Origin of the sequence: Pantoea sp. MBLJ3 (assembly GCF_000816655.1) — a bacterium.
GTDB lineage: Bacteria > Pseudomonadota > Gammaproteobacteria > Enterobacterales > Enterobacteriaceae > Pantoea > Pantoea eucalypti.
Window position 1 is genome coordinate 1227408 of the sequence record NZ_JSUT01000005.1, and the last position, 23830, is coordinate 1251237.

Below are 23830 nucleotides of genomic sequence, written 5' to 3' on the forward strand. Positions count from 1 at the left end.
ATGCTGGCTCCCCTGATCGATGACAAACAAAAAATTACGCTGATTGAAAACAGCGGTGTGCAGTTTCTGGATTTTGGCCTGCAACTCTCCGATACCCCGGCGCGCCGCCAGTTTGTGCGCCAGACCGCCAATGGCCCGCTGCTGCGCCTGAAGGTCGATGGCAACAGCGGTAAGTTTCTGCTCTATCCGGAAGATGGGGGTGCCGCTGAAGTGGTGCGCCCGGAGTCCGATATCGCCCTGGCAGACTCCCTGACCCTGCTGTCAGCCTGCTGGCTGCCCTTGCCGATGCTGCGCTGTGCCAGCGGACGTCGCTTTATTGGTGGCCCTGAAAACTGGGCGCGGATGCGCCTGGTTGCCCTGCCCACTCCTGATGCGGCGGGCAATACCCATCGCGTCAGCCTGGCTTTCGACACCCGCTGCGTGGCGGAACAGGACGGTGGCGAGCAGCTCGGCCTGAGCCCTGCTGATGCACAAAATGGCGTGACCTTTGCGCTCGCCTGGCACAACTACGAGCTGGGCGAATTTCTTGATCTGACCTGGGTTGACGGCTGGCTGCGCGAATCCTTTACCGACCGCGTGTCCGATCGCCGCGAACAGGCGATTAATCAGGCACTGCGCGAGTTTGAGTATCAGGCGCACTACCTCAATCTGCTGGAGCTGCTGGGCGAACAGCTCGACCTCAGCGAAATTCACATTCAGGCCGCTACATTGCAGACCCCCGCGGTCAATGTCGATATCATTCTGGATGTCGGCAACTCCCATACCTGCGGCGTTCTGGTGGAAGATCACCCGGAAGAGAGCAACGGCCTGAAGCAGACCTATGAGCTGCAGCTGCGCGATCTCTCCGAGCCGCATCAGGTTTATAACGAGCTGTTTGACAGCCGTCTGGAGTTTGCCGAAACCCGTTTTGGTAAAGCGAATTTCTCGCTGGAAAGCGGTCGTGAACAGGCCTTTATGTGGCCGTCTCTGACGCGCGTTGGACGTGAAGCAAGCCGTCTGGCCCTGCAGCGTGTGGGACTGGAAGGCAGCACCGGCCTCTCCAGCCCGCGCCGCTATCTGTGGGATGAAGCGCGCTATCAGCCAGGCTGGCGCTTTAACACCCCTGGCGATCAGGCTGAACCGCTGGCCTACGCCGCACCCTTTACCACATTGCTGAACGACGAAGGCCAGCCGCTCTCTACGCTGGCACCGGACGATCGTCTGCCGGTCTTTTCGCCGCACTACAGCCGCAGTTCGCTAATGACCTTTATGCTGTGTGAGCTGCTGGCTCAGGCGCTGATGCAGATGAACAGCGCGGCACAGCGTCAGCGCATGCCACAGAGCCACGCGCCGCGTCAGCTGCGCCATGTGATCCTGACGCTGCCATCGGCGATGCCAAAGCCGGAGCGTGAAATTTTCCGCCGCCGGATGCAGGAAGCGCTGGCGCTGGTCTGGAAAGCGGAAGGCTGGCTGGCGGACGAAGATGAATTTACCCCCTCGCTGTCGCGTCAGACCCCGAAACCGCTGCCGGATGTGCAGATGGAGTGGGATGAAGCGACCTGTGGTCAGATGGTCTGGCTGTTCAATGAAACCCAGGTCAACTTTGCCGGTCGTGCCGAAGACTTCTTCAGCAGCATGGCGCGTCCGGACCGTCCGCGTGAGGCCGACGAACTGCCAGGAAAAAGCCTGCGTATCGCCTCGATTGATATCGGCGGCGGCACCACTGACCTCGCCATCACCCAGTATCGTCTGGACGATGGTCAGGGCAACAATGTCAAAATCACCCCGCGCCTGCTGTTCCGCGAAGGCTTTAAAGTGGCAGGCGACGATATCCTGCTGGATGTGATTCAGCTGTGGATTTTACCGGCGCTGCAGCAGCATCTTCAGAAAGCAGGTCTGACGCTGGCAGAACCGCTGATGAACAAGCTGTTTGGTCACGACAGCCGCATGGACGGTCAGGCGACACTGCGTCAGCAGGTCACCTTACAGCTGTTTATTCCGCTGGCGCAGGCAGTGCTGGAGCGTTACGAAAACTGGGATCCGCTGGAAAGTCACGCCGAGATCAACGCGCTGTTTGGCGAGCTGGTCGATCAGCCTCCGGGCGACGCGGTGCTGGCGTTTGTTAACGGTGAGATCCAACGTGAACTGGGTGGCAATAGCCGTTTTGACCTGCTGCAGGTGCCGCTGGTGGTCAGTCTGGCCCAGTTGCATGGCGAATTTATGCAGCACCGGATGGCAATTATTCCGGCGCTGCGCTCAATGTGTGAAGTGGTGTCGCTCTATCAGTGCGACGTGCTGCTGCTGACCGGTCGCCCGTCGCGCTTCCCGGGTATTCAGGCGCTGGTCCGTCATCTGCAGCCGCTGCCGGGCAGCCGTATTCTGTCGCTGGAAGGCTATCACACCAGCGACTGGTATCCGTTTAACAAACATGGCCGCATCGACAACCCGAAATCTACAGCGGCAGTCGGCGCGATGCTCTGTCTGCTGGCGCTGGATCTCCGCCTCAGCAGCTTCTGGTTCCGCGCAGGCGATTTTGAACCCTATTCGACCATTCGCTATCTTGGCATGCTTGACGAAAACCAGGCGCTAACGGATGAGAACCTGTGCTACAGCGAAATTGACCTCGACAATCCTGGCTATGCGCTGGATAAAAAAAGCAGTTTTCGTATTCGTGGTAACGTCTGTCTCGGCTTCCGTCAGCTTGATAACGAGCGCTGGCCCGCCTCGCCGCTCTATAGCCTGACGCTGAACGACACCACGCTGGCGCGTAAAGTGGCCGGTGAGAGCGTGCTGCGCATCAAACTGGCCGTAAAAGCCGGCCCCGATGCCTCCGGCCCGGAAACCCTGGTGCTGAGCGATGCGCGCCTGGATGATGGCACCCGCGTGCCGCTGGAGCAGTTAAGTCTGAAGTTGAATACCCTGTCGGCGACCGGCAATGCCAATGCGCAATACTGGATTGACAGCGGGAGCGTGTGTAAACGATGAAAGCTTTGAAACCTCGTCAGCCGCAAACGCTGGCAAAACGCCTTAGCCTGCTGCAGGACGCCCTGAATAACAGCCTGACGTGGATTGAAACTACCCGCGAGCAGTCACCACGTCTGGCGCTGGAAGCCGAAACCCTGACGCTGCAGCTGCGTCAGGCGCGCGTGCAGGCGCAGGCACTGGCGCAGCAGGTCGCACGTCCGGTGACGCTGGCACTGTTTGGTCAGTCACAGGCGGGCAAAGCCTGGCTGCTGAACGAAATGGTGGCCGATGCGCAGGGCCAGCTCGTGACCCGCATGGGCGATAAACAGCTGAGCTGGTTTCAGCACATCAATCCCGGCAATCTCGACTTTGCTACCGCGACCCGTTTCAGCCATCAGCGCGAGCCGCTCTCAAATGAGTGGCCGGTTGAACTGACGCTGCTGAGCGAAGCGGAGATTGTGCGGCTGATGGTCGCGTGTGCCGGAGAGACGTCGCCTGACACCGCGCAGATTGACAGCGCACTGCAGCGCCTGCAGCGTCATCGCCTCGCTACGCCGCTGGCCGGTCTTGACGGTGATGCACTGGTCACGCTCTGGTCCTGGTGCCGTCGTCGTTCACACCACGATGTGCGGCTGGACCGTCACTTCTGGCCGCAGGCGGTTGAGCTGGCGCCGTGGCTCAGCGTTGACGACCGGGTGCAGCTCTTTTCACTGCTGTGGCCTGCTCAGCCGGAACTGAACGAAATGCTGCGCAGCCTGCTGCATCTTCGTCATCAGCTGCGTAACAGCACCCGCGTAATCGCGCCACTGAGCCTGCTGACCGACGCCTCGCTGCTGCCGGCTGAACAGCTGATTGTGCCAGCCAGCGAGCAGGATCAGCAGCAGCTGGTCGAAGTCTGCCCGCTGAACGGTAACCGCATCGGCAAGGCGCAAAACGTGCCGCTGGGATTACTGGCGCTGCTGACGCTGGAAGTGCTGGTGCCGCTGAGCTCCACACCGCGCACTGCGCTCTATGATGATGCCGACATGCTGGAGCTGCCCGCGCCGGGTCAGTCCGGTGATGCGGCCACCCAGGAAGATCGTCAGCGTCTGCAACAGCAGGATCCCCTGCGTGCGGAGCTGCTGGCGCAGAAACGCGCCCTGCTGCCTGGTCTTTATGCCGCGCGTCAGGCGATTGACCTGCTGCTGGTTTGTACCGCAGCCAGTCACCGTCAGGATGTGGATCTCGCCAGCGAAACGCTGCGCGAATGGCAGCGTCAGCAGCCCGCTCAGGAATCGGCAGAGAAACCGCGCCTGATCTGGGCGATTACCCCGTTCGATGCCCGTCATCAGCTGGTCAATGTGGATGAAGCGGTGCAGCGTCAGATGGGACAACCGGGTCAGCACTGGGGATCGATGCTGGCACTGGATCGTGCGGGCGTCGACCGCATGGCAAGCTGGTTACAGGATGAGATGCAGCCGGAAGCCCGCCGCGACCTGCTGCTGGCTCAGCTGGCGCAGATTCAGCACACCGTGGTTGAGCGGCGTTTACTGCCCTGGACCGAAGCGGGTGCCAGTCCGGAACAGGCGGCACGCAAACAGAACATCGCCGACACGCTGCTGAAGTGTTTGCAGCATCGTACTGGCCTGCATGGCGAACTGCTGGAACGCCTGCAGCCGCCGCGTGAGGCGCTGCGCCAGCTCTGGCTTAATCAGTCAGCATTACAGGGCAGCAAACCCGCGAACAGCCAGGCACCGGAAAATCAGTTCGGCATCGGGTTCGAATTTGACCTGTTCAGTGAAAGCCCGGCCGAAGCACCGGTTCAGCCGCGTCAGAGCCTGCAAAGCGCTCAGCAGTTCCCGCGTCAGGTGCTGCTGCTGTGGCTGGATCATCTGCGTCAGCTGCCGGAAAACCGCAGCCTGCTGGCGTTGCTCAACGTGGACAAGGCGACGATGGAGTGGCTGGTTGAAGAGTTAATTACGGCCGGTTTCCGTACCGATATCGCGCAGAAACTGCAGCAGGCGCTGCATGAACCCGATTCGCAGAGCGTCAGCCATGAATCACGCGCCGATCGTCAGGTGACGCGGGCGATGACGGTGCTGGGGGATTTTGTTGCCTGGCTCGGCTTTTTACAGCGCCCTGAAAGCGAACGCCCCGACAGCCGCGTTAACCGGGGTCAGGTGATATTCTCACGTCCTCCGGCGCCCAGCGTCAGCTTCAGTGCCGGTCAGCGTCTGACCAAACTCTCAGCGGCCCCGGCTAACCATACTGCCTATTATATCTACGACTGGCTGGTGGGGCTGAATCAGGTCATCATTGAGAACAATGGTTATACCGGCGGCGGCGATCTGCCACTGGCAGCCCGTGAAGCGCTGGTTGCCCTGCTCAGGCCACTGCGCGCTTAATCAATGATCAGGCGCAGTTCGCCCTCCAGCGACTGCGCCGCCTCTTCCAGCAGCGCCAGCACTGGCGCTAAATCGGCCTGATGCGCAGCATAGTGCTGCAGCCAGACCGTGGCTGGCAGCGCCATCCCACCCGTCAGCCAGTCCCATAACGCATCAAGATTATGTCCGAACGTCTGCGGACAGCCGCTCTGATCAGCAAGCGCCTGATAAAAGGCCGCGCGCGTGGTGAGTTGACGCAGGTCAAAGGTCAGATTAAGCATGATCAGGGTACCTGTCTGAAGCTGCGGTAGTGATCGGTGGAGAGAAACACCAGCCCGTCAGTGGAGTAGACCAGACGATCGGCGTCGCGATGACCACAGCGATAATTCACATCCGCTTCATACCACTGACGACCTGCACGCGATGGCAGACGTTTTTCACGGTTGGTAAATCGATCGCCGCCGATAGCTTTTCCTGGCAGAACTTCGCAAAGATTGCCTTTGGCTGGATTCCAGCCACGCTTACGCGCATCGCTTTTAGTGAGGTAGTAGTCCGGCAATTGCTGATGCTGCAGCACCCAGCGGGCCACGGTATGGGCATCGGTCAGGGTGGCGATATCCGCCTGGGCAGGTGTAGAACCCGTGTTCAGATAAGGTTTCAGGCCGTAGAAACAGGCCGCGAGGACAAGGAAAAGTCCAATCCAGAGTTTTTTTGACATGATGGCATCCGAGACAACAGGACGCAGATGATACCAGTTTTATGCACAGAGAAAAGCGCGGGCCAGACAAGCTGGCCCTGGCGAGGTTAAGCTGCGTGCGATTCCCCGCTGTGACGACGCCATGCACCCGGCGCGACACCATACTGACGTTTGAAACTGCGGTTAAAGGATTGCTGCGAGTCGAAACCTAACGAGATCGCCACATTGAGAATCGGCTCATCGGTGGTGGTCAGGCGATCGGCTGATTTTTTCAGCTTCTTAACGCGGATATATTCACCCAATGGATAACCGGTGTGCTCTTTGAACATACGCTGCAGGTGCCATTTGGAGTAACCCGCACGCTCTGAAACGGTATCCAGATCCAGACGTGCTTCGATGTTGTTATCAATCCAGTCGATTAAATCGTGAATAAAGGCATCACTCATCATTCCAGTCTCTCCTGTCGCCGTGGCGAAAAGTATTAGTATCAGTTGCAGTTACACTTAAGGGTGGCTGACTATGCCATTTAATGCAAGTTTTATTAGTACATTAAATGCCGCACTCTTTGTAGGGTTTATGCTGATCTGTTCAGGTCTTCATCGCCCTGCCCTAAACCGCACATAAAGTGTATCTGTTATTCTTGCAGTTGCCAGCCCCGCAAGCCTACACTCACCGCGATTAATTGCAATCTTAAAAGTTGCAAATATTGGCCTGCAGGCCGCCTGTTTATATCTATCGCGGAATAACAACAATGATTACGAACCGGGTTCGTCAGGGTTTAACCCTCTTAGGGATGGTACTGCTCATCACTCAACTGAGCGGCTGCGACAAGGGTGTGGCGCAAAACGCCCCGCCGCCACCGCCTGAAGTGAGCGCCGCACCCGTGCTGATCAAGCCAGTCAGTCAGTGGGACAACTTCAATGGACGGGTTGAAGCAGTGCAAAGCGTGCAGTTGCGTCCGCGCGTCTCGGGCTACATCGACTCGGTTAACTATCGGGAAGGCGATGAAGTCAAAAAAGGTCAGGTGTTGTTTACCATTGATGACCGGAGTTACCGCGCGGCGCTGGAGCAGGCCAAAGCGGAACTGGCTCGTGCACGCAGCCAGGCGAGTCTGGCCCGCAGTGAGTCCGGCCGCAGCGAGAAGCTGATCGGCACACAGGCGATTTCCCGCGAGGCGTGGGAACAGCGTCGTTCTGCTGCCAGTCAGGCGCAGGCCGATGTGCTGGCCGCAGAAGCCGCGGTCGATATGGCGCAGCTTAACCTGGACTTTACCCGCGTCACCGCACCGATTGATGGTCGCGCCAGCCGCGCGCAGATCACCGCTGGTAACCTGGTCACCGCTGGCGACAGCGCCAGCGTGCTGACCACGCTGGTGTCGCAGCAGCAGATGTATGTCTACTTCGATGTCGATGAGAACACGTTCCTCAACTATCAGGCGATGGCGCGTCAGGGCCAGCAGCGTCATGCGTTGCCGGTCGAGATTGCGCTGGTTGGCGAACAGGGTTTTCCGCATCAGGGCAAAATCGATTTCACGGATAACCAGCTGACCGCCAGCACGGGCACTATTCGGATGCGCGCCCTGCTCGACAATCAACAGCGTCAGTTTACGCCGGGTCTGTTTGCCCGCGTGCGTCTGCCAGGCAGCGCGCAGTTCGAGGCGGTGCTGATCGATGATAAAGCGGTGTTAACCGACCAGGATCGGAAATATGTCTACGTGGTGGATGGAGAAGGCAAAGCGCAGCGGCGCGATATCCAGCCCGGCGCGATGATAGATGGCCTGCGTATTGTTAAGTCGGGTCTGCACGCCGGTGACAAGGTAATCATCGCCGGTCTGCAAAAAGTGTTTATGCCCGGCATGCCGGTCACTGCTCAGCAGGTCGCCATGCGTGCGGCAGCCGCTCAATAATTCGAGGCCGCTATGGACTTTTCCCGCTTTTTTATCGACCGGCCAATTTTTGCTGCGGTGCTGTCGATCCTGATTTTTGTCACCGGCGTCATTTCCATCCCGTTACTGCCGATCAGTGAATATCCCGACGTCGTGCCACCCAGTGTGCAGGTGCGTGCTGAGTATCCTGGCGCTAACCCGAAGGTGATTGCAGACTCCGTGGCGACGCCACTGGAAGAGGCGATTAACGGCGTCGAGAACATGATGTACATGAAGTCTGTGGCCGGTTCGGACGGCGTGCTGGTGACTACCGTCACCTTCCGTCCAGGCACCGATCCCGATCAGGCACAGGTGCAGGTGCAGAACCGCGTGGCACAGGCGGAAGCCCGTCTGCCGGAAGATGTGCGTCGTCTGGGGGTAACAACCCAGAAGATGTCGCCGACCCTGACGCTGGTCGTTCACATGTTCTCACCCAACAATACCTATGATTCGCTCTACCTGCGTAACTACGCCACGCTGAAGGTGAAAGATGAGCTTGCGCGTCTGCCGGGCGTCGGTCAGATCCAGATTTTCGGCGCAGGCGAATATGCGATGCGCGTCTGGCTTGATCCCAATAAAGTCGCGGCGCGTGGTCTGACCGCCTCTGATGTGGTGACGGCGATGCAGGAGCAGAACGTGCAGGTTTCTGCCGGTCAGCTGGGTGCCGAGCCACTGAAAAAGCAGAGCGATTTCCTGCTGTCGATCAACACGCAGGGACGACTGGAGAGCGAGCAGGAATTCGGCGACATCATCCTGAAAACCTCAGAAGATGGCTCGCTGGTGCGCCTGCGTGATGTGGCGCGGATTGAGATGGGTTCAGGCAGTTATGCCCTGCGCTCGCAGCTGAATAACAAAGACGCCGTTGGTATTGGTATCTTCCAGGCGCCTGGTGCTAACGCCATTGACCTCTCCAATGCGGTTCGCGCCAAAATGGATGAGCTGGCGACCCGCTTCCCCAACGATGTGAAATGGGCCGCGCCTTATGACCCGACGGTGTTTGTCCGGGACTCTATTAAAGCGGTGGTTCAGACTCTGCTTGAAGCGGTGATCCTGGTCGTGCTGGTGGTGATTCTGTTCCTGCAGACCTGGCGCGCCTCGATCATTCCGTTGCTGGCGGTGCCGGTTTCTATCGTCGGTACGTTTAGCGTGCTCTATCTGCTCGGCTTCTCGCTGAACACCCTGAGCCTGTTCGGACTGGTGCTGGCGATTGGTATCGTGGTGGATGACGCCATTGTGGTGGTGGAGAACGTCGAACGTAATATTGAGATGGGACTTTCGCCACGCGCAGCGGCGCATCAGGCAATGCGAGAGGTCTCCGGGCCGATCATTGCGATTGCGCTGGTGCTTTGCGCGGTGTTTGTGCCGATGGCGTTTCTGTCGGGCGTTACCGGGCAGTTCTACAAGCAGTTTGCCACCACCATTGCGATCTCCACGGTCATCTCGGCTATAAACTCACTGACGCTCTCGCCTGCGCTGGCAGCGATGCTGCTGAAAGGTCATGATGCGCCGAAAGATCGGTTAACGCGGATCATTGACGCGCTGTTTGGCTGGCTGTTCCGTCCGTTTAACCGCTTCTTCCAGCGCAGTGCGCATGGCTATGAATCACTGGTTGGTCGCACGCTGCGTCGCCGTGGTGCGGTGTTTGGTGTGTATGTGCTGCTGCTGGCCGGTGCTGGTTTTATGTTCCACACCGTGCCAGGTGGATTTATCCCAACACAGGATAAGCTCTACCTGATTGGCGGCGTGAAGATGCCGGAAGGCTCGTCACTGGCGCGCACCGATGAAGTGATTCGTAAGATGAGTGAAATCGGTATGCAGACCGAAGGCGTCGCCTATGCGGTGGCGTTCCCCGGCCTGAATGCGTTGCAGTTCACTAATACGCCAAACAGCGGAACGGTCTTCTTCGGCCTGAAACCGTTTAATGAGCGCAAACATACGGCAGCGGAGATCAACGCGGAGATCAATGCGAAGATCTCGCAAATCCAGCAGGGGTTTGGCTTCTCAATTATGCCACCGCCGATTCTGGGGCTAGGTCAGGGTTCCGGTTATTCGCTCTATGTGCAGGACCGTGCCGGTCTGGGCTATGGCGCATTGCAGACGGCAATCAATACGCTGTCGGGCAGCATCATGCAGACTCCAGGGATGCACTTCCCTATCTCCTCCTATCAGGCCAACGTTCCGCAGCTTGATGTGAAGGTTGATCGGGATAAAGCCAAGGCACAGGGCGTGTCGCTGACTGCCCTGTTCAGCACGTTGCAGACCTATCTTGGCTCATCGTATGTGAATGACTTCAACCGCTTTGGCCGCACCTGGCGTGTAATGGCGCAGGCGGATGGCGATTTCCGCGACAGCGTGGAAGATATTGCTAACCTGCGCACCCGAAACGACCGCGGTGAGATGGTGCCGATTGGCAGCATGGTTAACATCACCACCACCTATGGCCCCGACCCGGTGATCCGCTATAACGGCTATCCGGCGGCGGATTTGATTGGTGATGCCGACCCGCGCGTGCTCTCTTCAGCGCAGGCAATGAGCCAGCTTGAGGCGATGTCCGGTCAGCTGTTGCCGAACGGCATGAACATCGAGTGGACTGACCTGAGTTATCAGCAGTCAACTCAGGGCAATACCGCGCTGATTGTCTTCCCGATGGCTGTCCTGCTGGCGTTCCTGGTGCTGGCGGCGCTTTATGAGAGCTGGACGCTGCCGCTGGCAGTGATCCTGATTGTCCCTATGACGATGCTCTCTGCGCTGTTTGGCGTCTGGCTGACCGGCGGTGACAACAACGTCTTCGTGCAGGTCGGACTGGTGGTGCTGATGGGGCTGGCCTGTAAGAACGCGATTCTTATCGTGGAGTTCGCACGGGAGCTGGAGATTCAGGGCAAAGGCATTGTGGAAGCGGCGCTGGAAGCGTGTCGCCTGCGTCTGCGTCCGATTGTGATGACCTCCATCGCCTTTATCGCTGGCACCATACCGCTGATTCTGGGTGAAGGCGCAGGTGCAGAAGTGCGCGGCGTGACCGGCATCACCGTTTTCTCCGGTATGCTCGGCGTGACGTTGTTCGGCCTGTTCCTGACGCCGGTGTTCTATGTCGCCCTGCGCAAACTGGTGACGCGCCGGTCTGGCAATGCAGAGTCAGTGACGGTGTAAACCACAGAAGTTAATCAGGGCGATCAACTGATCGCCCTTTTTTTATTTGTGATTCATTGATTGCCTGTCAATCCGGCTTCGCGGGTTAACGCTGACCTAATTTTTCATTCAGCGTTTCAATGATAAACGCATTGAGTGAGGTTTCATTTTCAGCTGCCGCCTGAGTCAGGCGCTCTCCCAGCGATTCAGGGTATCGCAGCGTGAAGGTTTTGATTTTTTCCTGCTCAGCGTAAGGATTGATGCCGGAGGCTGCACAATCTTCCAGGTATTCGCGCAGCGAAATGTCGCCCTCTTTGTAGAGGCCCTGTACGCTGTCAGAGACAAAATCACAGTAACCTGACAGGCCAGTAAAGCGTCCACGGAACATATTGAGTTCGGGGACATAGGTGATCACCGCGGGTTGCCCGGCGACGTTAGCCAGATCTGAATGATTATCCATCTTTGGCCTCCTGCATTCTAATTACCTGAATATCAGCAATGGATTTTCTAAATAATAAATTGATTAATAATATAAAACTTACCATACATATATCGGTACACTTCAGTGGAAGCGAACGTGATCTGACTCATCTTACGCTCCCTCATTTCATTCGCTATTCACTAGGGCAAAAACTCTACTCACAGTCATTAACCACATGACCCGTTAATCATGAGAGTTAAAGTCTGGCACTTAAATGACTTTTTATCTTTTCCAGAAAAGTTCGCACCGTTTCCCCCCAGGGTTCAGGATAGAACTCTCCCTGGCTGATGGATTCAAACGTCTCTGTAAGTACCTGATCATTCGACGATAGTAAATACTCTGCTTCCTGACAGACTTTTGCTGCTGTTTTTGGATTCTCAGTTTCTAAATAACTGTCCAGTATTTCTTCTACCGTTTCCCCAAAAAGATCATAATCCTGACCAAAAAAAAACCCGAATAAGCGTTCCAGTATTTTTATAGCTTTTATTCATTGATAGCCTCAGAAAGAAGGATATGAAGTCAGAAAATAATAGGGTTTTCCGTTAATTTTCTCTTCCCCTCAAATTTTACTTCCATCAAAAGCCAGAAAACAGATTTTCGTGAACGTGTTCTCTTGTCATTTCAGAAAACGAAAACAACATTTATATTTTGATGGATGCTGAACTTTCAAATGTTCCCTCAGGTTCAGCGTGATAACCGCCCCAGGAAGTGAGTTATTGGCTTATGGTGGTTTTGAGGCAGGCTGTTACGGCTCAGCAGGCATAAAAAAAGCCGCTATCAGCGGCTCTTTTTGCAGAGGTCATCAATCTCTTCGGGTTCAGGCTCTGGCACGGCAGTGCAGTTGCTGGTATCGCGTACCTTCAGCTCATTCAGCGCGTCTGCCACGGTGCGTTTTGCCAGCACATCCAGCGACGCCTGCTCGGCTTCATCAGCTATCGACTTAAAGTACCAGCAGAGGTTGGCACTGACCAGACAACGCGGTGCGACATCAGGACGCGCGGCCCAGATTTTTTTGTCTTCAATGACGGAGACATAGATATCCCGCAGGGTAATTTCCGCAGCAGGACGGCCCAGGTGAATGGAGCCTGTACGGCCCAGCGTCGAGACGATAATGCCGTCACGGGTCAGCGGAACCATTAATTTTCGTATGAAACTGGGATTCGCTTCAAGCCCGTAGGCCAGAATCGCGCTGGTAGAGCGTTTACCCATTTGCTCCGCCATCGCTACGCTCAGAACCATTTGCAAAGCTGTCGGGAAGCGATAATCAAGCATTTCTTTATCCTGAGTTGCGGTGGATCTTATTGTTTTATTGCCGCATAAGTGAACAATCAATGAGCAATAAATATAACAAACACTGTTGCTTTTTTGAAGCAAGCCAGCGGTGACAAGGCACGTATTCACCAAAGGCGGAGGCCCGATAGCACAAGGTGCTTAGCCTGCTAACGGCCCGCTTCTCTCAAAACTTAATGGCCCCTGCTATCGGGCGGTGGTGACCGATACCGCCGGTAATCGCTGCTTCAGCGCCATAACCAGTACCACGTTAAAGATTGCTAAGGTGCAAAGCAACCACAGCGTCGCCGGCGCGCCCATTCTTTCAAACACATATCCACCAATCAGCGGTGTCAGCGCCTGTCCCATTAATGCCGGGCGGGCCATTTTGCCCACCACGATTGCGTAAGACTCTGGTTTGACCATCACCAGCGGCAAAGTTCCGCGCACGATGGCACGTAAGCCATTTCCTGCGCCATACAACACCATGCTCAGTATCGCCATCTGTGGAAAGATCGCCAGCAACAGCAAGCCTGCGGCGACCAGTCCGACGGAGAAAAAGGTGGTTCGAATGGGATGACTGCGCTTAAAGGCGATGTCGACGAGTCGGGATCCCACCTGACACGGACCCATCACAGCACTGATCGCCAGCGCCGAGGTCAGCGTATGGCCCGTCGCCTGCAACAAAGCGATGAGCTGGACCGAAATCGCTGTCATGATCACGGACGCCAGCGTAAAAATGGCGCACAGTAGCCAGAACAGCGCAGGTTCGATCTCCGCTGAGGCAGGCTCCCTGCTCCGTCTTTTCACAGGCTGCTTCGCGTGGTTTGCCGGTATGGCAAACAGATAAGCAGGCAAAACGCAGACCACCATCATGGCTGCAATAATCAACGTGGCATCCCGCCAGCCAAAGCCGTGAATTAACAACGCCGTGCCTGGCCAGACCAGCGTGGTGCAGAAGCCCGAAATCAGTGTAATGCTGGTAATCGCGGAACGCGCCTTACCGCCATAGCAGGTGCCGAGGGTGGCAAACAGCGCATCATAGAGGCCCATCGCCATTCCGATGCCAATAATTACCCATGCGAACAGAAACAGCGGCAGCGTGACGCTGTAAGCCATTATCACCAGCCCCACCGCCATCACGACGCCACTCAGTGCCAGCAGCAGGCGGCCACCGGTTCGGGCGATAATTCTGCCCGCCAGCGGTGACAGCAGGCCCGACACCAGAATGCCGGTTGATAGCGCGCCGTAAATCCACTGCTGTGACCAGCCGGTCTCTGCGGCAATCGGATTCGCCATTACCGCCATCAGGTAGAACGACCCGCCCCAGGAAAGTATCTGTACCCAGCCAAGGGTAAAAATGGCGGCGATGCCGGGTTTGATGTTCTGATTCACAAGGGGTCTCTTCATTAGCAGGCGAACCGTTTTATAACATGTTCTGCGATAAGCCAAAATGCGTGATCTCCTTTTCGCTGGCAGGCCAGACAGACCGCACGGTTTTTTGATTAAACCTTATAGTATGTTGTAACTATATAGCGCTTGCATCCTTCCGAAGCTTCTGCCACATTGTGGACGTTGTAACTATGGAGGCACAACATGACGCGCTATGACTTAGTGGCTGATATGCATCAGTGTGTTAACGATCTGGAACTGGCACTGGGTGAATTGCGTCAGCAGATTGAAGCGACACCCTTGCTGATCGCCCGTGTCTTCAGCCTGCCGCCCGTGGTTAAAGGCCGCGAACATGAGGCGATTACCCGGATTGCCGTTGAGCAGCATCTCGGTGAGCGCGCGTTAAAGATGGCGCTTGACCACTACTGCCGCCTTTTTATGCAGCACCAGTCTGAACAGCTGAGCACGAAAGCAGCCGTACGCTTACCCGGCGCACTCTGTATTGAATGTGATGCGCAACAGGAAGCGGAAATCGTCTCGCTGGTCGAACTTATCAACCAGCTGAAAGCAAGGCTGGAGCAGCTGATTACCGTGGATTCAGGGCTGCCGAGTGAAGCGCGTTTTGAGTTTGTCCACCAGCACCTGCGCGGGCTGATTACCCTGAATGCCTATCGCACCATTACCCTGCTGAGCGCGCCAGACAGCCTGCGTTTCGGCTGGGCCAACAAGCACATTATCAAGAATCTCAGGCGCGAAGAGGTGATCGCCCAGCTGGAAAAAAGCCTGAAGTCGGGACGGGCGAAGGCACCGTGGTCACGGGAACAGTGGGCGGAAAAAGTGCAGGAAGAGCTGGCAAGCGTACGCGCCCTGCCCGCTTCGGCACGGCTGAAAATCAAGCGTCCCGTAAAAGTTCAGCCGGTGGCTCGTGTCTGGCGCGCGGATGAACAGAAGCAAACGCAACTCGCCTGCCCGTCGCCAATACTGGTGATCTGTCGCGATCGCACTCAGGTTCCGGCGCTGGGCGAGTTACTCAATTACGACGCCGATAACATAACGCATCGTCATAAACCGGCCGCTGAGCCACTGAATCTGCTGATACCCCGCCTGCATCTGTGGGTTGATTGCCCCCTCTGAATAAAAAAGGCCAGCATCTGCTGGCCTCTGACTCATCCTGAATATCAGGACTTCATGCTGCCGACCATCTCTTCCGGCCGGACCCAGGCATCAAACTCTTCTTCGGTAAGATAACCCAGCTTCAGCGCGGAGCCTTTTAACGTCAGCCCCTCTTTGTGCGCCTTCTTGGCAATTTCTGCCGCTTTGTCATAGCCAATATGAGTATTGAGCGCCGTCACCAGCATCAGTGACTCGTTCAGCAGCTGGTCGATACGCTCGCGCACCGGCTCAATGCCGACAGCGCAATGATGATTAAAGCTGTCCATGCCATCTGCCAGCAGACGAATCGATTGCAGGAAGTTATGGATCACCATCGGACGGAACACATTGAGCTCAAAGTTACCGGACGCGCCGCCCATATTAATGGCGACATCGTTGCCCATCACCTGGCAGCAGAGCATGGTCATCGCTTCACACTGCGTTGGATTCACTTTGCCTGGCATGATGGAGCTACCCGGTTCATTTTCAGGAATAGCAATTTCGCCGATGCCGCAGCGCGGACCGGATGAGAGCCAGCGCACATCGTTGGCGATCTTCATCAGTGAAGCAGCCAGCCCTTTCAACGCGCCATGCGCATGCACCAGCGCATCACAGGTGGCCAGCGCTTCAAACTTGTTAGGCGCAGTGACAAACGGTTGCTGCGTGAGGTCGGCCAGCGCCTTCGCCACGCGCACTGCATATTCCGGGTGGGTATTCAGGCCGGTGCCAACTGCGGTTCCGCCCAGCGCCAGTTCCGCCACGTGCGGAATGCTCTGTTCGATATGCTTCAGATTATGCTCCAGCATCGCCACCCAGCCGGAAATCTCCTGGCCCAGCGTCAGCGGCGTCGCATCCTGCAGGTGAGTACGGCCAATTTTGACGATATCTTTAAAGGCGTCAGACTTCTGGCTCAACGTCTTTTTCAGTACCTGAATTTGTGGGATCAGCTGTTCGCGCAGGGCAATCACGGCGGCGACATGCATCGCCGTCGGGAAGACATCGTTGGAGCTCTGGCTCTTGTTCACATCGTCGTTGGGATGGACCAGGCGCGACATACCGCGCTCGCCGCCGAGGATTTCACTTGCGCGATTCGCCAGCACTTCGTTCATGTTCATATTGGTCTGCGTGCCGGAACCGGTTTGCCAGATTGCCAGCGGGAATTCATCCGCATGCTTGTCCGCCAGCACTTCATCCGCCGCGCTGATAATCGCATCGGCGCGATCTGCGGGCAGCAGGCCCAGATCGCGGTTCACGCTGGCGGCGGCGCGCTTGGTCAGTGCCAGTGCATGCACCAGCGCGGTCGGCATTTTTTCAGTTGAGATGCGGAAGTGTTCCAGTGAGCGCTGCGTCTGCGCGCCCCACAGTTTGTCTACCGGTACGTCGATGGGGCCCATTGAATCTTTCTCAATGCGGTTGGCTGCCATGAATACGTCTCCTTCACCTTGTTTTAAAGAATGACCGCCTGGTCCGTGATCACGATCGGCTGCCAGGCAGTCAGAATAGTAATATACAATAATTTAACATTATCAGAGCTTAGCGTCCTTTTGCGCTGGATATGTATTTTTACCGGTAGTTTCTGCTTTAATAGCCGCAATAATTTCCCGTGATAAAGGATTATGCGATGCAAAAAATGAACAATTCGCTGCAAAACTACGCGTGGGGCAGCAAAACTGCGTTGACTGAACTTTATGGGGTTGAGAACCCAAAAGGGCTGCCGATGGCGGAACTCTGGATGGGCGCACATCCGAAAAGCCCTTCAACCGTTATTGATCAGGGCAGCGAGCGTTCTTTGCGTGACGTGATTGATGCTTCGCCTGCGGCGATGCTGGGCGATGCGGTGGCGCAGCGTTTTGGTGAATTGCCTTTCCTGTTCAAAGTGTTATGTGCCGATCAACCGCTGTCGATTCAGGTTCATCCCAGCAAGCATGCCGCCGAAGTGGGTTTTGCGCGTGAGAATGCAGCGGGTATTCCACTGGCTGCGGCTGAGCGCAATTATAAAGATGCCAACCACAAGCCAGAGCTGGTCTACGCGCTGACTGCGTTTCAGGCGATGAATGGCTTTCGCACACTGACGCAGATGGTTTCACTGCTGGAACCGGTGGCGGGCGCACATCCACAGATTGCGCATTTTTTGCAGCACCCTGAAAAGGATACGCTGGCCGCGCTGTTCTCTACCCTGCTGTCACTGGAGGGCGAGGCGAAATCGCTGGCGCTGGGCGTGCTGAAATCTGCGCTTGACGTGCAACAGGGCGAGCCATGGGAAACCATCCGTATGATTGCGGCAGAGTATCCTGACGACAGTGGCCTGTTTTCACCGCTGCTGCTGAATGTCATTACCCTGCAACCTGGCGAGGCGATGTTCCTCTACGCGGAAACCCCGCACGCCTATCTGAAAGGCGTGGCACTGGAGGTGATGGCAAACTCCGATAACGTCCTGCGGGCCGGTTTAACCCCGAAATATATCGATATTGCCGAGTTGATGGCTAATCTGAAATTCGATGAGAAGCCCGCTAATGCGTTGCTGACAGCGCCGGAGCACCAGGGCAACACACTGCGCTTCCCGATTCCGGTCGACGATTTTGCCTTTGCTATTCACAGTCTCAATGCACAACCCCAGTCGCTGGCGCAGCAGAGCGCCGCGATAATGTTCTGCATCGAAGGCCAGGCCGTGATCGCCAAAGGCGAGCAGCAGGTGACGCTGAAGCCTGGCGAGTCCTGCTTCATTGCCGCCAGCGAATCACCGGTTACGGCGGCTGGCACGGGCCGACTGGCGCGGGTGTTTAACGACTTAGGGTGAAGCGGCTGACGGCATGCCTGTTAACTGCTATTATTTCAACCTATTAGCTTTTAAACGCCTGCGGGCGTTTTTCTTCGGTCGCCAGGCTAAACCTGCGGCATAAGCGGACTCAAGGATAAGGACGAATCAGCAATGAAAAAGACCAATGTTGCCGTAGGTGTGATCATCGCACTGGGCGTAGTCTGGACTGGCGCGGCATGGTTCACCGGCAAGCAGATTGAAAGCCACAGGGACCAGCTGGTGCAAAACGCCAACGCTCAGCTGAATGCTTATGCCCCGAACAGCCGACTGAAGATCAGCTATCAGGACTATCAGCGCGGCGTGTTCAGCAGCAAAGTAAATCTGGTGGTTCAGGCCAGCTCACAGACGGAAGATAATCCGCTGCTGAAACCGGGTCAGAGCATCATCCTGAATGAGACTATCGATCATGGTCCTTTCCCGTTCGCGCAGCTGAAGCATTTCAATCTGATCCCAAGCATGGCGTCCGTTCATACCGAACTGGCTAACACCGATGCGGTGAAAAAACTGTTTGAACTGACCGGGAACAAGTCTCTGATTAACGCAGACACCCGCATTGGTTACAGCGGCGCCACGGATACCGCGCTGCGCGTCTTGCCGGTTGACTATCAGAATGCCCAAACCGGCGAACGCCTGGCCACCAATGGCGGCACCTTCAACGTCAGTGCAGATAACAAAGGCGATAAAGTGTCGCTGGACGGTGACGTTGATAGCCTCGCGCTGACCAGCAAAAATGAGATGGGCCAGCCTGTCCTCTTCACCATTAATGGTCTGAAGCTAAGCGGTAACACACATCTCAGCCCGGAAGGCGTGCGTATCGGCGACCAGTCGGTAGACATTGAGAAGGTGAATGCCAGCATCAATGGTCAGGATGCCCTGACGCTGAATAAAATGAAAGGCACCTCCTCGTTCGATAATAGTGCCGGTAAGATTGGCGGCAATATCGATTACAAGGTTGAAGGCGTTCAGCTGCAGAAACAGGATTTTGGTCAGGCAGCCCTGAAAATGAAGCTGTCCCAGTTTGATGCCCAGGCAGTCAAAGCCTTCTCCGATCGTTACAACGCGCAGATGCAGGAACTGCTGAGCCAGCCTGGCGTTGCGGAAGACCCTATTCGCTATCAGGCGGGCGTTCATCAGATTCTGATGAACAACCTGTCGATGCTGCTGAAAGGCTCGCCATCCATCAGCATCGCTCCGCTGAGCTGGAAAAACGATAAAGGTGAAAGTACCTTCAATCTGACCGCCAGCTTCAACGATCCGTCCACCGTCACCGGCGAAGCGCAGACCCTCAGCGCCATGGTTGATCGGGTGCTGAAAAGCCTGGATAGCAAACTGGTCATCAACATGCCGATGGCCACCGAAACCATGCGTAAGGTAGGTCTGGCTGAAGGTTATCAGGCCGACGACGCGCAAAAGCTGGCGGATCAGCAGGTGAAGGGTCTGGCGGCGATGGGTCAGATGTTCCGCCTGACTCAGCAGCAGGATAACAACATCGTGACCAGCCTGCAGTATGCCAACGGTCAGGTGAACATGAACGGCGACAAGATGACGCTGGAGCAGTTCATGTCCCGCTATATGCTGGGCATGCCCACCAGCGAAGGCATGCCACAGTAATTGCGCTGTCTTCCATCAAAGGCGACCTCCGGGTCGCCTTTTTTATGCCGACCCGCGAATAACCAGCTGTGGCGGCATAATCACGTTTTGCCGGGCGGCGTCAGGATGCGCCATCCGCTGCAGGATACGATCTGCGGCCACGCGGCCAATCTCCCGTGCGGAACTGGTGACAAACGTCAGAGGGGGATCGGTGAGTTCCGCCTGCGGTTCATCGCCAAACCCCATTAAAGCCAGTTGTTGATCGTAATAGCTGTCGACTGCACCACGGGAAAATGTGCGCCCGGTGCGCATCAGCCCAAAATAACACCCCAGCGCGGTAGTGGCATTGTAAGCCAGCACGGCGGTCAATCGGGGATGGTGCTGAAACAACTGGACCGCCGCTTCGGCAGCCTCTTTCTGGGTACTGCCGCATTCAATAATCCATTCAGGCCTGAACGGCAGACCATATTGCAGCAGTGTGGCGCAATAGCCGCCAAGCCGTTCCGCCCGCGTCAGTGAAGCGCTATGGCCGCCCAGCCAGGCAATCCGCTGATGTCCCTGACGAATCAGGTATTCAGTGGCAAGACGCGCAGCCTGAGCATTATCGGGACGGATAGCGTCCACCTCTTCCAGGCTACTGGCGCGCGCGGCGCAGACTAACGCCATATTCAGTTCGCTGGCTCTCGTCACAATCTGGCTGGCCTTGTCGGCACCGCCTCCCAGCACTATACCATCCACCCCATGAGCGATCAGTGACTCAAAGCAGCGATGCAGATGCTGCCCCTGAGCACCGCTTTGCGTCAGGAACAGCAATTTGCCCTGCTTCTCCAGCGCTTCGCTCAGACCTGCCGTCATCTCGGCATAAAACGGCTGACTGAGATCGCGGACAATCAATCCAATCACACCACTCTCACCGCCACGCAGCATGGTCGCTGAACGGTTACGGACGAAGCCGAGTTGCTCAATGGCCTCATTCACGCGTGCCATGGTGGCCACAGAGATCCGTCCTTTACCGGATAACACCAGCGATACCGTGGTCACCGAGACGCCCGCCGCCGCCGCAACATCATTGATGGTGATTTTACTCATCAGATTACTCAACTGAACTACAGCATTAGAAAACAAGGTAAAACGTTACACCTTATGACGTCAGAATAATATCACCCATGACCTGAGGATTGTGATTCAGCGCGCATAAGATCCAGGTAAAACGTTTTATCATCCCGCCACTTTACTCAATGGTCCTTTTATCCAGGAGCGTTCATGTCACCCTCTCACCAAAAAATGTCCGTCTGGGAATTTTTCCAGAGTCTGGGGAAAACCTTTATGCTGCCGGTTGCCCTGCTCTCATTCTGCGGCATCATGCTCGGGATTGGCAGTTCACTGAGCAGCCATGACGTTCTGACTCTGTTACCTGTGCTTGATCACTCCTGGCTCCAATATCTCTTTCTGTGGATGGCCAAGCTGGGATCGTTTGCCTTCAGCTATCTGCCGCTGATGTTCGCTATTGCGATTCCGCTGGGTATGGCGCGCGAGAACAAAGGTGTTGCAGCGTTTGCCGGTTTCGTGGGTTATGCTGTATTAAACCTCAGCATCAACTTCTGGCTAAATATCAATGGCATTCTGCCGACCACTGATGCCGCCCTGCTTAAAGCGAATAACGTTCAGCCGATCATGGGGATTCCGTCGATCGATACAGGCATACTGGGTGCGGTGATTGTGGGTATCGTCGTGTTCTGGCTACACGAGCGCTTCCATAACATCCGACTACCCGATGCGCTGGCCTTTTTTGGCGGCACCCGGTTTGTCCCGATTATCACCACGCTGGTGATTGGGTTAATGGGGCTGGTCGTGCCGCTGATCTGGCCATTTTTCGCACGGGGCATTACCGGATTAGGCTGGATGATTAATAGCGCGGGTGACTTTGGCCCGATGATTTTTGGTACCGGCGAACGCCTGCTACTGCCGTTTGGCCTGCAGCATATTCTGGTGGCGATCATGCGCTTTACCGATGCAGGCGGCACACTGGATGTGTGTGGCAGGAGCGTCAGCGGTGCGTTAACCATTTTCCAGGCGCAGCTCGCCTGCCCGGAAACCCACGGTTTTGCTGAAAGCGCGACCCGCTTCCTGTCTCAGGGCAAAATGCCGGCCTTCCTCGGTGGTCTGCCTGGTGCCGCCCTGGCCATCTATCACTGCGCCCGGCCGGAGAATCGCCATAAGATTAAAGGTCTGTTAATCTCTGGCGTAGTGGCCTGCGTGGTCGGCGGCACCACTGAACCGATCGAATTTCTGTTTCTGTTTGTCGCCCCCTTCCTCTATCTTATCCACGCTCTGCTGACCGGTGTTGGCTTCACCATCATGGCGATACTCGGGGTTACTATCGGCAATACAGATGGCAATATCATCGACTTTGTCGTGTTTGGTGTACTACACGGCCTGTCGACAAAGTGGTACTGGGTACCGGTTGTTGCAGCGATATGGTTTGCCGGTTACTACCTGATTTTCCGTTTCGCCATTCTGCACTTCAACATCAAAACGCCGGGCCGGGAAGTAGAAAATACCAGTGCGGTTGCGCAGCAGGTCAGCAATGCCGGTAAAGGTAAATCGGGCTATAACTCACCGGCTATCCTGGCGGCGCTGGGCGGCGTTGAGAATATTACCTCGCTGGACAACTGCCTGACACGTCTGCGTTTAACCATGGCGGATATGAGTAAGGTGGACGATGCGGCGCTGAAAGCCAACGGCGCGATTGGGGTTGTGCATCTCAATCAGACCAGCCTGCAGGTGGTCATTGGCCCGCAGGTGCAGTCGGTGAAAGATGAACTGTCACACCTGATGAATGTGACTGCATGATGCGCTGGAGCCGATAATGTTTAACTTTGACGAAGTCATCGATCGCCGTGGCAGCTGGTCTACGCAGTGGGATTTTGTGGCTGACCGCTTTGGCGTATCCGATCTGTTGCCATTTACCATTTCCGATATGGACTTCAGAACAGCACCAGCGGTTCAGCAGGCGCTGGCGCAGCGCGTGGCACACGGCGTGTTGGGTTATAGTCGCTGGCAGCATGACGATTTTCTTTCCGCCTGCTGTCACTGGATGTCCAGTCGTTTCGGCTACCAGCCCGATGCTGACACGCTGGTTTATGGCCCGTCAGTGATCTATATGGTGGCGCAGATGCTGCGTCGCTGGAGTCACCTGGATGATGAAGTGGTACTTCATACTCCCGCCTACGATGCCTTTTATAAAACTGTACGCGGCAATCAGCGACAGGTGCTGGAGATGCCGTTGCAGCGGGATCGCGGGCGCTGGCGATGTGATATGGCCGCGCTGGAGACGCGACTGGCGCGCCCGCGCTGCAAAATCCTGTTGCTCTGCAGCCCCCACAATCCCACCGGCAAAGTCTGGACGACAACGGAGCTGCAACAGATGGCGGCGCTCTGCGATCGTCACGGCGTGCGGGTGATCAGCGATGAAATCCATATGGATATGATCATGGGTAATCAACCCCATACTCCGTGGGCCAGCGTGGCACGCAGTGACTGGGCGCTGTTTACCTCGGCGTCTAAAAGCTTCAACGTGCCGGGCCTGACGGGTGCGTGGGGCATCATCCCGGATGCGGCGGACAGAGCAGCCTGGTTTCAGGCGCTGAAAAATGCTGACGGCCTTTCGTCTCCGGCGGTGCTGGCCGTCACGGCACACGTTGCCGCCTACCGACATGGCGAGCCGTGGCTGGATGCGCTACGCAGCTATCTTTACGGCAATTTCACGCGGGTTGCCGATCGCCTCAACACTGAGTTTCCCGGACTTGACTGGCACATCCCTGAAGCGACCTATCTCGCCTGGATCGATATGAATGCGCTGGGTATTCCTGAAGAGGCACTGCAACAGGCGCTGATCCAGCAACTGGTGGCGATTATGCCCGGCTCAACCTACGGCGACGCAGGCAGCGGGTTTCTGCGTCTTAACGTTGGCTGTCCGCGTAGTAAGATTGAAGATGGCATTTCGCGCCTTATTGCGGCGATACATCAGTTGCAGGGCTGACATCCATCGGCGAAGTGGCTCTCACTCGCTGGT

Annotated in this window: 18 protein-coding genes; 9 read left to right on the top strand and 9 right to left on the bottom strand. The window is 56.4% G+C overall.

Annotation, left to right across the window (positions count from 1 at the left end):
* A complete protein-coding gene (locus NP77_RS12085; protein WP_039660289.1) occupies window positions 1–2964 on the top strand; it encodes a virulence factor SrfB in 2964 nt (987 codons plus the stop codon).
* Window positions 2961–5327 carry a virulence factor SrfC family protein gene (locus tag NP77_RS12090; protein ID WP_039660291.1) on the top strand — a complete coding sequence of 789 codons (2367 nt, stop codon included), beginning with the start codon at window positions 2961–2963 and terminating at the stop codon, window positions 5325–5327. Before NP77_RS12085 ends, NP77_RS12090 begins: the two co-directional genes overlap by 4 nt.
* On the opposite strand, the gene NP77_RS12095 is transcribed toward NP77_RS12090, so the two are convergent.
* From NP77_RS12095 to NP77_RS12105, 3 genes are all read right to left on the bottom strand, one after another.
* Window positions 5324–5587 carry a barstar family protein gene (locus NP77_RS12095; protein WP_008926242.1) on the bottom strand — a complete coding sequence of 88 codons (264 nt, stop codon included), beginning with the start codon at window positions 5585–5587 and terminating at the stop codon, window positions 5324–5326. The genes NP77_RS12090 and NP77_RS12095 overlap by 4 nt on opposite strands.
* A 2-nt stretch (window positions 5588–5589) precedes the next feature.
* A complete protein-coding gene (locus NP77_RS12100) occupies window positions 5590–6024 on the bottom strand; it encodes a ribonuclease domain-containing protein (RefSeq protein ID WP_039660292.1) in 435 nt (144 codons plus the stop codon).
* Between the two features lie 86 nt (window positions 6025–6110).
* Window positions 6111–6452: a helix-turn-helix domain-containing protein gene (locus tag NP77_RS12105; protein ID WP_003853463.1), complete on the bottom strand. Its 342-nt coding sequence runs from the start codon at window positions 6450–6452 to the stop codon at window positions 6111–6113.
* Window positions 6453–6754: 302 nt separating this feature from the next.
* Here NP77_RS12105 and NP77_RS12110 point away from each other — a divergent pair, with 302 nt between their 5' ends.
* Both NP77_RS12110 and oqxB read left to right on the top strand, forming a co-directional pair.
* Complete coding sequence (locus NP77_RS12110; RefSeq protein ID WP_003853461.1) at window positions 6755–7909, top strand: efflux RND transporter periplasmic adaptor subunit; 1155 nt, start codon at window positions 6755–6757, stop codon at window positions 7907–7909.
* 12 nt (window positions 7910–7921) lie between these two features.
* Entirely contained in the window at window positions 7922–11074 is a 3153-nt protein-coding gene (gene oqxB, locus NP77_RS12115) for a multidrug efflux RND transporter permease subunit OqxB (protein WP_003853459.1), read from the top strand.
* A gap of 85 nt (window positions 11075–11159) precedes the next feature.
* On the opposite strand, the gene NP77_RS12120 is transcribed toward oqxB, so the two are convergent.
* The 4 genes from NP77_RS12120 to NP77_RS12130 all read right to left on the bottom strand — a co-directional run bounded on the left by NP77_RS12120 (window position 11160) and on the right by NP77_RS12130 (window position 14213).
* The gene (locus tag NP77_RS12120; protein ID WP_039660293.1) at window positions 11160–11513 is read right to left on the bottom strand and encodes a type II toxin-antitoxin system HicB family antitoxin; all 354 of its coding nucleotides are present in this window, start codon (window positions 11511–11513) and stop codon (window positions 11160–11162) included.
* Between the two features lie 217 nt (window positions 11514–11730).
* Entirely contained in the window at window positions 11731–12021 is a 291-nt protein-coding gene (locus NP77_RS23695) for a contact-dependent growth inhibition system immunity protein (RefSeq protein ID WP_072040365.1), read from the bottom strand.
* 290 nt (window positions 12022–12311) lie between these two features.
* A complete protein-coding gene (locus NP77_RS12125) occupies window positions 12312–12806 on the bottom strand; it encodes an Rrf2 family transcriptional regulator (RefSeq protein ID WP_003853455.1) in 495 nt (164 codons plus the stop codon).
* A gap of 204 nt (window positions 12807–13010) precedes the next feature.
* Window positions 13011–14213 carry an MFS transporter gene (locus NP77_RS12130; protein WP_225613735.1) on the bottom strand — a complete coding sequence of 401 codons (1203 nt, stop codon included), beginning with the start codon at window positions 14211–14213 and terminating at the stop codon, window positions 13011–13013.
* 186 nt (window positions 14214–14399) lie between these two features.
* On the opposite strand from NP77_RS12130, the gene tus reads away from it, so the two are divergent.
* Window positions 14400–15329, top strand: a complete 930-nt coding sequence (gene tus / locus NP77_RS12135) for a DNA replication terminus site-binding protein (RefSeq protein WP_003853450.1) — start codon at window positions 14400–14402, stop codon at window positions 15327–15329.
* Between the two features lie 44 nt (window positions 15330–15373).
* Here the strand turns inward: tus and fumC are convergent, their stop codons facing one another.
* Window positions 15374–16771: a class II fumarate hydratase gene (gene fumC, locus NP77_RS12140; RefSeq protein WP_003853448.1), complete on the bottom strand. Its 1398-nt coding sequence runs from the start codon at window positions 16769–16771 to the stop codon at window positions 15374–15376.
* A gap of 197 nt (window positions 16772–16968) precedes the next feature.
* Between fumC and manA the strand changes: the two genes are divergently transcribed.
* The gene (manA, locus tag NP77_RS12145) at window positions 16969–18144 is read left to right on the top strand and encodes a mannose-6-phosphate isomerase (RefSeq protein WP_003853447.1); all 1176 of its coding nucleotides are present in this window, start codon (window positions 16969–16971) and stop codon (window positions 18142–18144) included.
* A gap of 132 nt (window positions 18145–18276) precedes the next feature.
* On the top strand, window positions 18277–19776 hold the full coding sequence (locus NP77_RS12150; protein WP_039660294.1) for a YdgA family protein: 1500 nt from the start codon (window positions 18277–18279) through the stop codon (window positions 19774–19776).
* A gap of 42 nt (window positions 19777–19818) precedes the next feature.
* Here NP77_RS12150 and malI read toward each other — a convergent pair whose 3' ends face one another.
* Entirely contained in the window at window positions 19819–20844 is a 1026-nt protein-coding gene (gene malI / locus NP77_RS12155; RefSeq protein WP_039660295.1) for a Mal regulon transcriptional regulator MalI, read from the bottom strand.
* Between the two features lie 174 nt (window positions 20845–21018).
* On the opposite strand from malI, the gene malX reads away from it, so the two are divergent.
* Together malX and NP77_RS12165 are read left to right on the top strand one after the other, a co-directional pair.
* Entirely contained in the window at window positions 21019–22608 is a 1590-nt protein-coding gene (gene malX / locus NP77_RS12160) for a maltose/glucose-specific PTS transporter subunit IIBC (protein WP_003853444.1), read from the top strand.
* A gap of 16 nt (window positions 22609–22624) precedes the next feature.
* A complete protein-coding gene (locus tag NP77_RS12165; RefSeq protein ID WP_039660296.1) occupies window positions 22625–23797 on the top strand; it encodes a MalY/PatB family protein in 1173 nt (390 codons plus the stop codon).
* Window positions 23798–23830: the final 33 nt, after the last annotated feature.